This window comes from Lentzea sp. (genome assembly GCF_035525475.1).
Taxonomy (GTDB): Bacteria; Actinomycetota; Actinomycetes; order Mycobacteriales; family Pseudonocardiaceae; genus Lentzea.
In genome coordinates this window covers 101,875-115,713 of record NZ_DATLEC010000169.1, presented here as the reverse complement: position 1 = coordinate 115,713, position 13,839 = coordinate 101,875, and the positions used below count along the sequence as shown (strand labels likewise).

The window sequence follows — 13,839 nt, the reverse complement described above, 5'->3', positions numbered from 1 at the left end:
GGAACCCTTGACCTGGTCGGCGAACACCGTGGCCGCCTCGACCATGCCGGCCGCGGCGGTGGAGGTGTCGAGCTTGACCACCAGCCCTTCGGCGCCGGCCTTGCGGATGAGGGACTTCGCCTTGTCCACATCACGTTCCCGCTGGGGGAGATCGGCGGCGTAGTGCTGGTAGCCCTTGCCGAACAGGTCGTTGCCGACCTGGCCGCTGCCCGCGAGCACCGACTCCACCAGCTGGGGCCGGTCGGCGAGCAGGAACAGCGCCTCACGCAGGTCGCGGTTGTCGAACGGCGGCCGGTCCAGCTTCATGGCGAACGCCTGCACGGCGCTGTTGGGCGCGCGGTGGATCGCCATCCGGTCGCTGGAAGCGTGGCTGCGCGCGGTGGTCGGGGTCAGGTCGTGCGCGTACTCGACCTGGCCGCCCAGCAGAGCGTTGGTGCGCGCCGACTCCTCGTTGGCGATCACGAACTCCAACTCGTCCAGCAGCGGCGCGCCCTCCCAGTACTCGGGGTTGCGCTTGAGCAGCACGGACCTGCCCGGCTCGAACGACACGAAGCTGAACGCCCCCGACCCGACGGGCAAGGTGTAGTCCTCGGCACCCTCGGGCACGATGTAGGCGCCGAACGCCGCGAGAGCGTTGGGGAACTCGACGAACGGCCGCTTCAGCGCGAACTCCACGGTGCGGTCGTCGACCGCGCGGCTGTTCGGCAGGTCGATCAGCGCGAGGCTCGACTTGGCGCGGAACGAGCGGTTCGGGTCGAGGATGCGCGCGTAGCTGGCGAGCACGTCCTGTGCGCGCACCGGTCTGCCGTCGTGGAACACCGCCTTGCGCAGTGTGATCCGCCAGCGTGTCAGATCCGCGCTGGGCTCCCACTTCTCCGCCAGGCGCGGCTGTGGCGACACGTCGCCGCCGAGGTCCGCGAGCTTGTCGAACATCGCCTTGGACCGCGCGGCCTCGACGAACAGGTTGGCCAGGTGCGGGTCGAGGACCTCCTTGGCACCGCCGCCCGCGAAGGCGGCGCGGAGCCTGCCGCCGCTGCGGGGCGTGGAGGAGGCCGGTGCGGCACCGCTGCCGCATCCGGCGAGCGTGACGACCGTCAGGCCGGTGGCGAGGCCGAGGAAACCGCGGCGGTTCAGGGACATGCTGGTTCCTTTCGATGGTGCCCGTCTCGGCGGAGGCGGGCCACGACGTGGAGGCGGTCGCCGGACAGCGCACCGCTCAGCGGGGCGTCGGCGGTCCAGGGCTGGTCGGTGCGTGGGCCGGGCGTGTCGAACAGGGCCAGGACGTCGAACCCGGCCAGGTCGAGCAGATGCCGCAGTTCCTGGGGGAACAGCAGCCGCCAGGCCGACCGCTGCACGAGCGGTTCGGCGCGCTCCGCCCACTCCCATGCACGACGACGGCGCAGCAACTGGGCCGCGTGGTCGATCCACAGCTCCGTGTGCGACGTGTACTCGATGCCCCGCCACGTCACCGAGCGCGTGCGCACGCCGTCCAGAAGTTCAGTGTTGCCAAGGAAGAACGCGCCGTTGCGCATCTCCGCGACGAACAGGCCGCCGGGCACCAGGTGCGCGCGGCAGCGTTCCAGGAACGCGTCGAGGTCGGCGCCGGTGTGGCAGTACAGCATCGCGCTGTCCAGGCACGTGATGACGTCGAAGCGGCGATCGAGGTCGAAGGACCGCATGTCGGCCAGCGTCACGGCGACCGCCGGGTGGTGCTCGCGGACGTACGCGAGCATGGTGGGGGAGCTGTCCAGCCCGGCGACGCGGTAACCGTTGCGGGACAACCAGCCCGCGTCGCGGCCGGTGCCGCAGCCGATGTCGAGCAGGTCCCGTCCGCCGCCGAACCGGGTCACGACGTCGTGCACGAACCGGGCCGCGACGTGGCCGGGATCGGGGAACTGGTGCTCGTACAGCTCGGGGTTGTCGGTGAGCAGGTTCATCGGGCGGCCTCCTGCCGTCGTGGTGTGAGCGCGCCGCGGCGGTGCAGCCACGCGACGCCCGCGGCGCTGACGAGTCCGATCGCGACGCACAGCAGGGACGCGAGCCGGTCACCGAACCCGCTCACCCAGCCGATCGCGGTGTTGCCCAGCGCGGCCGCCAGCCCGGAGCCGAGGTAGAACACGCCGAACTGGGTGCCCGCCAGGCTCTCCGGGCCGAAGGACGGGATCAGGTCGTAGACCAGGGGGTTCGCGATCATCACGCCGACCGCCAGCGCGAGCGTGGCCACCAGCACCGGCACGAGCCCGGACCACAGCGCCGGAACGACGAAACCCGTGCCCATGACGGCCAGGCCGGCCGCGATCACCGGCCCTCGCGGCCGGTCCGACAGCAGGCGGGTGATGCGGACCTGGAACAGCAGCGTGGCGACCGTGGACACGATGAACAGCGCGGCGACCACGCCCGCCGATCCGGTGGCCTGCTGCGCCTGGATCGGCAGCAGCAGGTAGAGCTGGTTCTGCAGGACGAACATCCCGCTCAGCACGCAGGTGAACGCCACGAACCGGCGGTTCGCCAGGCACTCGCGCCAGTCGCCGAGCACCGTCCCGCCCCGGCGGGTGGCCGGCCTCGCGGGCAGCGCGACGGCCTGCGCGACGGTCAGCACCGCGAAGATCCCGGCCGCCACCACCGCGGCGATCCGGAAGTCCCACAGCAGCAACACGCTGCCCAGCACCGGCCCGAACAACGCGCCCGCCTGGGCGTGGACGTTGAACCGGGCGAAGGCCTCGGTGCGCGCCTCACCCGCCTCCAACGCGATGTAGGCCCGCACCGCCGGGTTGAACAGCGCCCCGGCCAGCCCGCTGAGCGCCGACGCGGCGAGCACCACGGTGAGCGAGTCGCCGATCGCGAACAGCCCGAACCCCACCGCCCGCAGTCCGCAGCCGGCGAGGATGACGGTCCGCGGTCCCAGCCGGTCCGACGCCGTGCCGCCCAGGAGGAACAAACCCTGCTGGCTCAGCGTCCGCACCCCGAGCACCACGCCGATCACGGCGGCGGACATGCCCAGGCCGCCCAGGTGCACGGCGAGGTAGGGGATGAGCAGGTAGAAGCCGGTGTTCACGGCGAACTGGTTGACCAGCAGCAGCCGCACCGGCACCGCGAGCCGGCTCATCGGCGCACCACACCCAGGCCCGGCGCCCCGGACAGCCGCAGGGTGCCGTCCTCACCGCCGATGCCCGACCACGGGTCGTGGGCCAGCAGCAGGTGCCCGTCGAGATCGACCCACCGGGCGTGCCCTGCGAGGTGGACGGCGGGCGCGATGCCGAGCGAACTGGCGACCAGACAGCCGAGCATCACGTCCAGTCCGGCCTCGCGGGCGGCTGAGATGATCTCCAGCGCCGGCCGCAGTCCACCGCACTTGGCGAGCTTGACGTTGACGCCGTCCACCGCGCCCGCCAGCTTGCGCACGTCGGCGACCGTGGCCGCGTCCTCGTCGGCGACCAGCGGTGCCGGGCACCGCTCGCGGATCCACGCCAGCGCGTCCGGGTCTCCTGGCGGGATCGGCTGTTCCACGGCGTCGAGCACGGCACCGGCGGCGGTGATCCGGTCGACCACCCGCACCGTCTCGTCCGGGCTCCAGCCGCCGTTGGGGTCGAGCACCAGCCGGGCGTCCGGCACGGCCGCCCTGACCGCGGCGACCGCGGCGACGTCCCGTTCCGGATCGGCCCCCGCCTTGACCTTGAGCACGGAGAACCCTCGCCCGGCCAGCGCACGCGCCCGGACCGCCGCGTCGTCCGGCGCGGTGATGCCGATCGTGTAGGCGGTCGGGGTGTCGCGCCACCGCGGGACGCCGGTCAGGGCGTGCACCGGAACGCCGCCGCGCAGGCCGATCAGGTCGTGCAGTGCCGCGTCGACCGCCCCGCGCACCCCCTCCGGAATCGTGGCGTCCGCGTGCAGGGCGTCGAGCGCGCTCTTCGGTGAGTCCGCGTCGCCCAGGACAGGACGCAGCCGGTCCAGCAGCGACGTGATCGTCTCCACGTCGAGCCGGTAGTAGGTGCTGGTCACCACTTCGCCGTGGCCGTGCGACCCGTCGTGCTCCACCACGACCCGCACCGCGTCCCGCCGGGACATGACCGACCTCGAGATGCGCAGCGGCGTCTCCAGTTCGAGGCCGTAGACCTCCCAGTCGATCCTCACGCGAGCACCGCCGCTCTCGGCGCGACGATCGACCGCGACCGCGACCAGCCCGTCGCCTCGACGTCCTGCGGGTCGCCGATCTCCACCGGCCGGTCTGCGGCAGGCCCGAGAAGACCGCGGGCGTGGCAGAAGTCGTCGTCGAAGATCGTGCCCAGGTAGCGGTGCGGGCCGTCGGGGAAGACGGTCGCCACCACCGCGCCGGGTTCGACCCTGGCCACCCACGCGGCGACCAGCGCGACGGCGCCGCTGCTCCAGCCGCCCGTGACGAAGGCGTCCCTGGCAAGCCTGCGGCAGGCGTCCACCACCTCGACCGGGCCCAGCCAGTGGACCTCGTCGAACTCGGCGTAGGCGACGTTGTGGGGGTGGATGCTGCTGCCCAGCCCGCGCATCACCCTGGGCCGCGCGGGCTGCCCGAAGATCGTGGAGCCGACCGCGTCCACGCCGATCAACCGCACTCCCGGCCAGTACCGGCGCAGCTCGCGGACGACGCCGGCGCTGTGCCCGCCGGTGCCCACGCTGCACACCAGCACGTCGACGGGATCGAGCTGCTCCACCAGTTCCCTGGCCAGCTCCGCGTACCCGCCGGGGTTGTCCGGGTTGTTGTACTGGTCTGGCCAGTAGACGTCGGGGTACTCGCGCAGCACGGCTCGGAGCCGGTCCAAGCGCGCCTGCTGCCAGCCACCGACCGGGTGCGGCCGGTCCACCACCTCCAGCCGGGCGCCGTGCGCGCGCAACAGGGCGCGCATCGACGGCTCCAGCTCGCTGTCCACCACCAGGACCACCGGGTGGCCGAAGGCCTGGCAGGCGAACGCGAGGCCGAGGCCGAGCGTGCCGCTGGTCGACTCCACGACCACCGCACCGGGGCGGAGCTCGCCGCGTTCGCGAGCGGCGCGCAGCATGGACACGGCACCGCGCGCCTTCATGCCGCCGGCGCTCAGGCACTCGAGCTTGGCCCAGAACCCTCCGTGCCGATGGGGTAATGGCGCGTCGATGCGGGCGACCGGGCTCTGGCCGAGAAGACCGAGCAGGTGCCGGTTCTGGCGGGGGACTGTCACGACGGGCGCTCCGTGTAGTGGTGGATCGTCGTAGGACCGCCGTCGAGCCAGAAGAACGGATACGGCTCGGCTGACACGGCACGCACTCCGCTGCCGATGAACCACGGCAGCACCGCGCTGGCCGTCTGCGCGAACAGGACCACCGGCTTGCCCGCGTCGGCGGCGCGACGCAGCAGCGGTTCGAACGTGCCGTTGCCGACCGTCATCCCCGAGGCCAGCACGAGGTCACAACCGTCGAGCGCGGTCTCCGCGTCCGTGGCGATCGGCTCGTCCCACTCGGTGTGGCCGCCCTTGAGGTCGCACGGCACGTAGGTCGCGCCTCGTTCTCGCAGGTGGTGCAGCAGCGAGTTGACCACGCCGACCACCAGCACCCTGTCGCCCGGCGCGGGGGCCAGCAGGTCCACGACGGCTTCGGCCCTGGCCATGGACTTGGCCAGGGAACTGCCGGGGCCGACGGTGACGGACTTGGTGGCGGACAGGTGATGCGGGCGGGCGTGCGCCAGATACGCGTCGAGTGCGGCGGTGCGGATGGCGAGGTTCGGGTGGCCGAGCAGCTCTCGCACCGTCGCTCCGACGCAGCTGTGCACCTCGTCGTCAGCGATGTCCTCCACCGCGCAGGAGCCCACCGCCTCCTCCACGCGCAGGCTGACCACGGTGTTGCGGTACGACTGCCCGCGCGTGGCGTGCCGTGCGCCCTGTCTGGTGGTGAACCCGACGGACACGGTGCACGTCGCCGGATCGGATCCCAGCCCGCCGTCCCGGACGAGCTCGACCAGGTCGGTGAGCGTCACGCGGACACCTCGGCGTAGTCGACGGACAGGCCGCTCACGACCTGCTCGGCCCGCGCACGGGCGCCGAGACCGGCCGGGTCGGTCACCACGACGTGGCCCAGGTAGCTGTTGTTGCTGGTCGGGTCGCCTGCCCGGTGGCCGGGCCGCTTGATCGACCAGTCGACGACGCCCGGTGTGGTGCCGAGCGCCTCGGCGCCGCGGACGGCGGCGACCAGCCCCGAGCGTTCAGGCAGGACGAACGAGATCGCGGCGCTGCGCACACCGGTGTCCGCCGGGCTCAGGTCCGGTCGTTCACCGACGGCCAGCTGCGCGTACGCGGCGGGCAGGTCGATGCCGGTGACACGGCGGACCAGCTCGGTGATCTGGTTGCCGGCGGGGCGCGGGTTGACCTCGACGAGCTTCGGGCCGTCCGGGGTCAGCTTGACCTCGGTGTGCGCGACGCCGCGGTCCAGGCCCAGCGCCTCGATCGCGGCGACGGCGACCGCCTCGGCCTCGGCGGTGGGCAGGTCGGCGGGGAACATGTGCCCGCTCTCCACGAACCACGGGTCGCCCGCGATGCTCTTGTCGGTGACGCCGACGACGTGCGTCGCCCCGTCCACCGTGACGGTCTCGACACTGACCTCCTGCCCGGTCAGCAGCTCCTCCACCAGCACGGTCCGCACCCTGGGCTGGTTGCGGGCGTTGACGGGGAACGCCTCCATCGCGGCGAACGCCTCGCGCAGTTCCGACTCGTCGGCCACCTTGCGCACGTGCATCCCGGCGCACAGGTCGACCGGCTTGACGACCAGCGGATAACCGAGCCCTGCGGCGACCTCGGCCAGCGCGGGCCAGTCGTCGGCGAGCGCGAAGCGAGGGCCGGGAACACCCGCCTCGCGCAGGGCGGTGCGGGTGAGGTCCTTGCGACAGGCCCGTTCGACGGCGAGTGGATCAGGGCCGGGCAGACCCAGGTGCGCGGCGACCCGCGCGACGGTCGGCAGGTAGTAGTCGCAGGACGAGATCACGCCGTCGAAGCGCAGGACCCCGTGCAGCCGCTCCACGTGGCCGAGCAGGGCGGGCACGTCGTTGGTCTCCGCCGTCAGCACGTTGTCCGCCGCCAGCAGCGGGTGCGGGTGCGAGGGAGCCGCGCGCAGGTAGTGGTGCAGATCGCGGGTCAGGAACGTGAAGCGATGCCCTGACTCGTTGACCGCCCTGGGCAGCAACGAGCTCATGGCACCGACCCAGCTCTCGATCATCAACAGGTGACCCACCAGTCCTCCTCCTCGGTCGCGAGCCGTGCGGCCGAACCTGGAGAACATGGTAATCATTGTCGATATCGGTTCGGCACCGCCCTCCCGGGAAGTGGTTCAGCGCGCTCGCGGCCCGCGACGCCGAGGGGGAGCGGCAGCGTGGTCGTCGCCCGTCACAAGGCAGGGCTCTGTCCGTGAAGACGATGAGCCCGCACGGTCAGGTGTCGTGATGGTCCAGTGCGTCCAGGCCGTGCTGCCAGCGTTGCCGCCGTTCGCTCGCCGTCTGTTCCCACCACGGGGTGCCGCGCTCGCCGAGAGCCGTCTTCGCGAGGTGGACCCGTGCGCGAGCGCCCCGTTCCGCCTCGGCGTCTTGAGCGCGGTGGGCGGCGCTGATGTCCCGGCGAGCCGCCATCAGCAGGCTGCGCAGCCGTGCCGCGGGCTCGGGCGGGATCTCGGGGTCGGTGGCCCGCCACCGCCGTCCGTTGATCACCACGAAGTGCCCGTCTGGCGTGTGCTCCGGCTCGGCCATCACATCAGGGTCGCACCGGTGGGACGTCCGGCGCAGGACGTGGCCTCGGCCTGCCGCGCCGGCCGGTCCGGGTGAGGATGGGCGATGGCGGAGGGAGACGGCGTGGCGCGGATCGCGGCGCGCCTCGACACCGCCACCGCCGGTTCGTCGATCGTCCACAGTGACGTCCGGCATCCGCGCTTCGCCACCGGCTCAGAACACGACCGGCAGACCCACGCCCCGGCATCGGGTGTACGGGAGGGCACGACGTCCGTGTCTGCGTTGTGCCACACCGATCGCGTTCCGTCCGGCCGACCTCACCTCCCACGGCCGTGAGACCTGGTGGTGTCCGACCTGTCAGGCGCAGGGAAGTCCAGTCTCACTTGTCGGCTTCGGTGTCCAGGCCGGGTTCGTCCGGTCCGGACTCGTCGGGCTGGCTGGTGTGCACGTCGGCGGGTGACACGTGTTCGTCGGCTTCGCTGCGCAGGGAGCGGATCGCGGAGTTGAGCACCGCCAGCAGGGGAACGGCGAGCAGTGCGCCCGCGATGCCCGCGACCAGGAGCCCGGACGCGATGGCCAGCACCACCGCCAGCGGGTGCAGCTTCACCGCCCGTCCCAGCAGGAACGGTTGCAGGATGTGGCTTTCCAGCTGGTTCACCGCGATGACGATGACCAGGACGATCACCGCGGTCAGGGGACCGTTCGCGACGAGCGCGATGAGGACGGCCACGGCACCGGCCACCACCGCGCCGAAGATCGGGACGAACGCGCAGATGAACACCAGCGCCGCCAGCGGGATCGCCAGGGGAACGCGCAGCACGGCCAGTCCGATGCCGATGCCGACCGCGTCCACCACCGCGACCGCTCCGGTGGCGCGGACGTAGCTGACCAGTGCGGCGAGACTGCGCCTGCCCGCCACGTCGACCCGCCTGCGCGGTCCGCCGGGAACGACGCGGATGAGGAACTGCCAGATCCCGGGCCCGTCGTAGAGGAGGAACGCGAGCGCGAACAGCACCAGCAGCATCTCGGTGAGGATCTCGCCGACCGTCGCGGCGGTGGTGATGGCACCCGTCGTGATGCCGGTCTGGTTGTCCTGCAAGGTCTTCCCGATTTGGGCGGCGTAGTCGCGCAGCTGCGTCTCGCTCAGGTGCAGCGGGCCGTTGACGAGCCAATCGGAGATCGTGTCGATGCTGCGGGTCAGCTGTGCCGCCAGGTCCGGCAGGCCGTTGACGAAGGTCATCACGACGAAGGTGAGCATCCCGCCGAGCAGGAGCAGTCCGCTGACCAGCACCAGCACGGTGGCGAGACCCCGGGGCACCCGGTGCGCCATCAGGAAGGCGACGGCCGGTGCGAGCAGGGCGGCCAGCAGCAGCGCGATCGCGAGCGGCACGACGAGCGCCGCCAGCTTGCCGAAGATGTAGCCGACGACGTAGAGCGCCGCGACCACGACGAGAAAGCGCCAGCTCAACGCCGCGCTGGTCCGCAGCACGGCCGGGATCGGGCTTCGTTCAGGCGGGTTGGTGCTCACAACGTTCCTACCTCCGGTGCCGGTCGCCGACGCCGGGATCTGGGATCATCGGTGAGTGGACAGGTGTCCGCCTGTCTCTGCCGGGACTTCCCGCCACGCCGGTCGTCAACCCTATCGAGCAGGTGAGACTGATCATGCCGTACTCCGGTCCCGGCCGGGTCCGGGTTCCGCCCGAGGTCTTGACGTGCCCAGGTGGGCAGGAAGTTGTGGAACTCACCTCTCGGCCGAGTTCAACCTGTTCGGCGAATGTGGCTAGGGTGACCCCAACTGCTCGGAGGTTGCCCGTGAATGGCGATGTGTTGCGACCGGGTGACGTGCTGGCGGCAGCCGAGAGCGCGCCGCCGGTGGAGTCGGTCGAGGTCGTGGCGCGGGACCTGGCGAAGCGGTTCGAGGCCGTCGACGTGTCGTTCCTGTTGATCGACGTCGCCGACGAGCGGCTCGTGCGGCTGGCTTCGACCACGTGGGGTCTCGGCGAGGGCGGCGCGAACAGCGTTGATCTGCGGGACAGCGTCTACGAAGAGGTGCTGCGCACCCAACGGCCCTGGCAGGGGCAGGACGCCGGCGGGGTGCGGGTGGTGCTGCCGGTGACCAACCGCGGCGACTGCGTCGGGGTGCTGGAGGTGACCGTGCCCGCGCTCGACGACGAGGTGCTGGCGCAGCTGGGGGAGGCGGCGCACGCCTTGGCCTACGTCATAGTCACCGATCGCCGCTTCACCGATCTCTACCACACCGGCCGGCGCACGACGACGATGAGCCTGGCCGCGGAGATCCAGCACCAGCTGCTGCCGACGGCGTCCTGCTGCGAGGCTGCCCAGTTCACCGTGGCCGGCGCTCTGGTGCCGGCCCACGACATCGGTGGCGACACGTACGACTACGCCCTGGACCGCGACATCCTGCACCTGTCGATGACCGATGCCGTCGGCCACGACGTGGGCTCGGCGATGACGGCGACTCTGCTGGTCGGCGCGCTGCGCAGGGCCCGCCGGGCAGGCGACGGCCTGGCGGAGCAGGCTCAGCAGGCCAACGACGCCCTGCTGGACCACCGCCTGGGGTGGATGGCGACCGGACTGCTGGTGCGGGTGGATCTGCGCGACGGAGCGGTCGAACTGGTCAACGCGGGCCACCCCGCACCCCTGCTGCTGCGCGATGGCGTGGTGGAGGAGCTCGAACTGGAGGTCGACCTGCTCTTCGGCGTCAAACCGCACACCTACCGGGAGCAACGGCTGGACCTGCGCCCCGGAGACCGGCTGATACTGCTCACCGACGGCATGTACGAACGCGACGCCGAAGCCGTCGACCTCCCCGCGCTGCTCCGCAGCACCGAAGCGCTGCACCCCAGGGAGGTGGTGCGGGCGGCGACCAGGGCCGTGAGGCGCGCTTACCGCGACCATCTCCAGGACGACGCCACCGTGCTCTGCCTGGACTGGCACGGGATCGGCCGCACCGAACGCCAGGCGGACAACGGCGCCGACACGGACTCCGCCTCGCCGTCGCGTCCGACTCGCATGTTCAGCTGAACGTGCGACCGTTCACGAATCGGTGACGAGTTCGAACTCGCTGTCCAGCAGCCGTCGAGCGTCGAGGTCACCCCACGAGGCGGCGCGTTCGAGCACGTCGGCGGCTTCGTCGTCGTCGCCGTGCTCGAGCAGGAACGCGCCGAGGTGGTACCCGGCGGCAGGCTCGCCGATCTCCTCCGCCAGCCGGTACTCGCGCTCGGAGGCCACCAGGTCGTTCCGGCGGAGGTGCAGGAACTTGGCGTAGTCGATGTGCGCTTGCTGCGCGTCCAGGTCGATGGCTGTGCGCAACAGCTGCTCGGCTTCGTTCAGGCGTCCGAGCTCGGCGTAGACCTCCGCGAGCGCGCAGTATGTCGTCGGCCTGGCCTTGTCGAGGTGCTGCTCGGCCACGGCGAGCGCGCCGGCGACGTCATGCCGGTCGTGCAGATGCGTACGGGTCAGGTTCGCCGGCGCCAGCGTGTCGCCCAGTGCGACCGCACGCTCGAACATCTCCACCGCCTCGTCGAAGCGGCCCTGCTCGGCCAGGAACAACGCGAAGTTGTTCATCGCCTTGCTGTCACCCGCGGCGACGGCCACCAGGTACGCGCGCTCCGCGTCCCCGGTCAGGTCGAGGTCGGCGAGCACGTCGGCCAGCACGTCCGCGAGGTCGTCACGTCCGGCCGCGACCAGGGGCTCGAGCAGTTCCTGCGCCTCGATCAGCCGGCCCTGGTCGAGGTATCCGCGGGCCAGCAGCCGGGCGGCAGCGGGTTCGCCCGCCGCGACGGCCTGTTCGAGCACTTCGATCGCCCGCTCGTGCGGCGCCTGGTCGGTGCTGTCGTCGAGCAATTCAGAGCCGTGACGGCTCAACGGGCCTAGGTCAGGCTCACTCATCAGGTCACCTCAATCTGTGCGAAGGCTAGCCCATGTGCGGATGGTCCCGGCTCTCGCAGGGCCGCAAAACGGCTGGCTCGGCAGGCATGTGCCACCGGATCGAGAAAACCTGTGGTGGCGGGAGTAGACCTTGCTCGGCGCTGCGCCGGGTTGCTCGCTCACCTTTCGGTCTTTGTCGAATTCCCATTGTTCGACATGTTCGACGAATTCGATTAGTGGCCGGCTTGACGGTGACACGTGAGCGCTGTTAGGAATAAACGCTGGGAGCGCTCCCATAAACGACTTCGTGGAGATGCCATGACGGCACGTCGAGACCACTCCGAAATCGCGAACCCGCAGCCCGTGCGCCGGCGGACGTTGCTGGCGGCGGGCGCCGCGCTACCGGTGCTGGCGGCGGGGACACCTGCGGCGGCGGCCACCTCGGTGGTCGTCGAGCCGTCGAACGTGCAGCAGACGATCCTGGGCTTCGGCGGTATGAACCACACCGTCTGGATCAGCGATCTCACCGCCGCTCAACGCGACACGGCGTTCGGCAACGGCGCGGGGCAGCTGGGGTTCACCGTGCTGCGCATCCCCGTCCACGAGGACCGGGCCAACTGGAGCCGCGAGGTCGCCACGGCCAGGCGCGCGGTCGAGCTCGGGGCCAAGGTCATCGCCTCGCCGTGGAACCCGCCCGCCTCGATGACCGAGACCTTCTCCGGCGGCAAGCGGCTGCGTTACGACTCCTACGGCGCCTATGCGCAGCATCTGAACGACTTCGTCGCGTTCATGGCGAACAACGGAGCGAATCTGTACGGGATCTCGGTCCAGAACGAGCCGGACTACGCGCAGGAATGGACGGCGTGGAACGCCGGCGAGATCGTCAGGTTCCTGCGTGAGAACGCGGGCGCGATCAACACCAGGGTCATCGCCCCCGAATCGTTCCAATACCGCAAGAACCTCTCCGACCCCATCCTGAACGACGCCGCCGCGCTGGCGAACGTGGACATCATCGGCGCGCACCTCTACGGCACCCAGCCCGCGGACTTCCCCTACCCGCTCTTCCGGCAGAAGGGCGCCGGCAAAGAGCTGTGGATGACCGAGGTCTACCACCCGAACAGCAGCGACTCCGCCGACCTGTGGCCGCAGGCGCTCGACGTGGGCGAGCACGTCCACCGCGCGTTGGTGGACGGCCGGTTCCAGACCTACGTGTGGTGGTACATCCGCCGCTCCTACGGTCCGATGCGCGAGGACGGGCAGATCAGCAAGCGCGGCGCCAGCATGGCGCACTTCTCGAAGTGGGTCCGTCCCGGTTACTCGCGGATCACCGCGACCGCGAACCCGCAGTCGAACGTCTACATCTCGGCGTTCAAGAGCGGTGCCAGGATCGTGATCGTCGCCGTCAACAAGAACGCGTCGCCGGTGGACCACGTGTTCACCATCCGGGACACCGGTTCCGCGACGGTCTCGACCTGGCTGACGAGCGCGAGCGCGACCCTCGCGCACTACAACGACTTCACCGTGTCGAACGGGTCCTTCAACGCTCAGCTGCCCGCCCGCAGCATCAGGACGTTCGTCCTGAACTGAAGGCCGTCGGGCCTGGAACAAGGCCCGCTGTAGAAGCCGTGTAGGCGCCGTGTGGCGCGTCCTTCTTAGCTTCTCCCAGACCAACGATTCATAGGGGGGAACGAGAATGGAACTCAGGGGAATTGCCCGCAGGCTCGTCGGCGCCGGGGCGGTGGTGGCCTTCGCCGCGACGCTGCTGCTCGGGGGGCAGGCCGCGGGAGCTGCCGGCACTGACAGTGCAACGCAGGGCGAGGTCGGCGCCGCGTCCGTGTCGCGGTTCTTGTACGCGAGCGACCACAACTTCTGCGTGGACGCCTGGCCTGGTGACGTGGTGAACACCATGTACTGCGACGGCACGGACACCCAGAAGTGGGACAACTACACGCCGGGCAGGTTCAGGAACGTGGGCAACGGGCGTTGCCTCGGTTCCGACGGCAACGTCGTCTTCACCACGTCGTGCACGTCTCCGTCCGCCAACTGGACGACCACGTCCGGTTCGCCGAAGAAGTTCACGCACGTGCCGACCGGCCTGTGCATGCACGGCTATCCCCTCTATCAGGAACGCGTCGTCGTGGTGTCGTGCCCGGTAGCCACGCGGTGGAGCACGCTCGCCTGATCGTGAACTGGGACGGGCCGTCAGCGCGGCCCGTCTCCCATTTCCTGTCATCTGA

Annotated in this window: 14 protein-coding genes; 3 read left to right on the top strand and 11 right to left on the bottom strand. The window is 70.8% G+C overall.

Annotated features, from left to right (window positions below; translation table 11 throughout):
• The 10 genes from VM306_RS27900 to VM306_RS27855 all read right to left on the bottom strand — a co-directional run.
• Positions 1-1,140: ABC transporter substrate-binding protein (locus VM306_RS27900; protein WP_325520357.1), on the bottom strand; the 1,140-nt coding region annotated here is incomplete at its 3' end.
• Entirely contained in the window at positions 1,131-1,937 is an 807-nt protein-coding gene (locus VM306_RS27895) for a class I SAM-dependent methyltransferase (protein WP_325520355.1), read from the bottom strand. The genes VM306_RS27900 and VM306_RS27895, both read right to left, overlap by 10 nt.
• Complete coding sequence (locus tag VM306_RS27890) at positions 1,934-3,106, bottom strand: MFS transporter (RefSeq protein ID WP_325520353.1); 1,173 nt, start codon at positions 3,104-3,106, stop codon at positions 1,934-1,936. Before VM306_RS27890 ends, VM306_RS27895 begins: the two co-directional genes overlap by 4 nt.
• Positions 3,103-4,131: a dipeptide epimerase gene (locus tag VM306_RS27885; RefSeq protein WP_325520351.1), complete on the bottom strand. Its 1,029-nt coding sequence runs from the start codon at positions 4,129-4,131 to the stop codon at positions 3,103-3,105. The genes VM306_RS27890 and VM306_RS27885 overlap by 4 nt, the downstream gene beginning before the upstream one ends.
• The gene (locus tag VM306_RS27880) at positions 4,128-5,186 is read right to left on the bottom strand and encodes a PLP-dependent cysteine synthase family protein (protein WP_325520349.1); all 1,059 of its coding nucleotides are present in this window, start codon (positions 5,184-5,186) and stop codon (positions 4,128-4,130) included. The genes VM306_RS27885 and VM306_RS27880 overlap by 4 nt, the downstream gene beginning before the upstream one ends.
• Positions 5,183-5,977 (bottom strand): Rossmann-like domain-containing protein, encoded by a 795-nt coding sequence (locus VM306_RS27875; RefSeq protein ID WP_325520347.1) that lies wholly within the window; start codon positions 5,975-5,977, stop codon positions 5,183-5,185. The genes VM306_RS27880 and VM306_RS27875 overlap by 4 nt, the downstream gene beginning before the upstream one ends.
• A complete protein-coding gene (locus tag VM306_RS27870; RefSeq protein ID WP_325520345.1) occupies positions 5,974-7,224 on the bottom strand; it encodes an ATP-grasp domain-containing protein in 1,251 nt (416 codons plus the stop codon). The genes VM306_RS27875 and VM306_RS27870 overlap by 4 nt, the downstream gene beginning before the upstream one ends.
• A gap of 196 nt (positions 7,225-7,420) precedes the next feature.
• Positions 7,421-7,732, bottom strand: a complete 312-nt coding sequence (locus tag VM306_RS27865) for a hypothetical protein (protein ID WP_325520343.1) — start codon at positions 7,730-7,732, stop codon at positions 7,421-7,423.
• On the bottom strand, positions 7,732-7,920 hold the full coding sequence (locus tag VM306_RS27860) for a hypothetical protein (protein WP_325520341.1): 189 nt from the start codon (positions 7,918-7,920) through the stop codon (positions 7,732-7,734). Before VM306_RS27860 ends, VM306_RS27865 begins: the two co-directional genes overlap by 1 nt.
• Before the next feature lie 170 nt (positions 7,921-8,090).
• A complete protein-coding gene (locus tag VM306_RS27855) occupies positions 8,091-9,239 on the bottom strand; it encodes an AI-2E family transporter (RefSeq protein WP_325520339.1) in 1,149 nt (382 codons plus the stop codon).
• Between the two features lie 284 nt (positions 9,240-9,523).
• On the opposite strand from VM306_RS27855, the gene VM306_RS27850 reads away from it, so the two are divergent.
• Positions 9,524-10,756 carry a PP2C family protein-serine/threonine phosphatase gene (locus VM306_RS27850; protein WP_325520337.1) on the top strand — a complete coding sequence of 411 codons (1,233 nt, stop codon included), beginning with the start codon at positions 9,524-9,526 and terminating at the stop codon, positions 10,754-10,756.
• Positions 10,757-10,768: 12 nt separating this feature from the next.
• Here VM306_RS27850 and VM306_RS27845 read toward each other — a convergent pair whose 3' ends face one another.
• Positions 10,769-11,623 carry a tetratricopeptide repeat protein gene (locus VM306_RS27845; RefSeq protein ID WP_325520336.1) on the bottom strand — a complete coding sequence of 285 codons (855 nt, stop codon included), beginning with the start codon at positions 11,621-11,623 and terminating at the stop codon, positions 10,769-10,771.
• A gap of 297 nt (positions 11,624-11,920) precedes the next feature.
• On the opposite strand from VM306_RS27845, the gene VM306_RS27840 reads away from it, so the two are divergent.
• The gene (locus VM306_RS27840; protein WP_325520334.1) at positions 11,921-13,189 is read left to right on the top strand and encodes a glucuronoxylanase; all 1,269 of its coding nucleotides are present in this window, start codon (positions 11,921-11,923) and stop codon (positions 13,187-13,189) included.
• A 106-nt stretch (positions 13,190-13,295) separates the two neighbouring features.
• Positions 13,296-13,784 carry a ricin-type beta-trefoil lectin domain protein gene (locus VM306_RS27835; RefSeq protein ID WP_325520332.1) on the top strand — a complete coding sequence of 163 codons (489 nt, stop codon included), beginning with the start codon at positions 13,296-13,298 and terminating at the stop codon, positions 13,782-13,784.
• Positions 13,785-13,839: the final 55 nt, after the last annotated feature.

Coding starts and splice junctions, on each gene's coding strand:
- VM306_RS27895 (WP_325520355.1), bottom strand. CDS start 1,937: ATGAACCTGCTCACCGACAACCCCGAGCTGTACGAGCACCAGTTCCCC.
- VM306_RS27890 (WP_325520353.1), bottom strand. CDS start 3,106: ATGAGCCGGCTCGCGGTGCCGGTGCGGCTGCTGCTGGTCAACCAGTTC.
- VM306_RS27865 (WP_325520343.1), bottom strand. CDS start 7,732: ATGGCCGAGCCGGAGCACACGCCAGACGGGCACTTCGTGGTGATCAAC.
- VM306_RS27845 (WP_325520336.1), bottom strand. CDS start 11,623: ATGAGTGAGCCTGACCTAGGCCCGTTGAGCCGTCACGGCTCTGAATTG.
- VM306_RS27840 (WP_325520334.1), top strand. CDS start 11,921: ATGACGGCACGTCGAGACCACTCCGAAATCGCGAACCCGCAGCCCGTG.
- VM306_RS27835 (WP_325520332.1), top strand. CDS start 13,296: ATGGAACTCAGGGGAATTGCCCGCAGGCTCGTCGGCGCCGGGGCGGTG.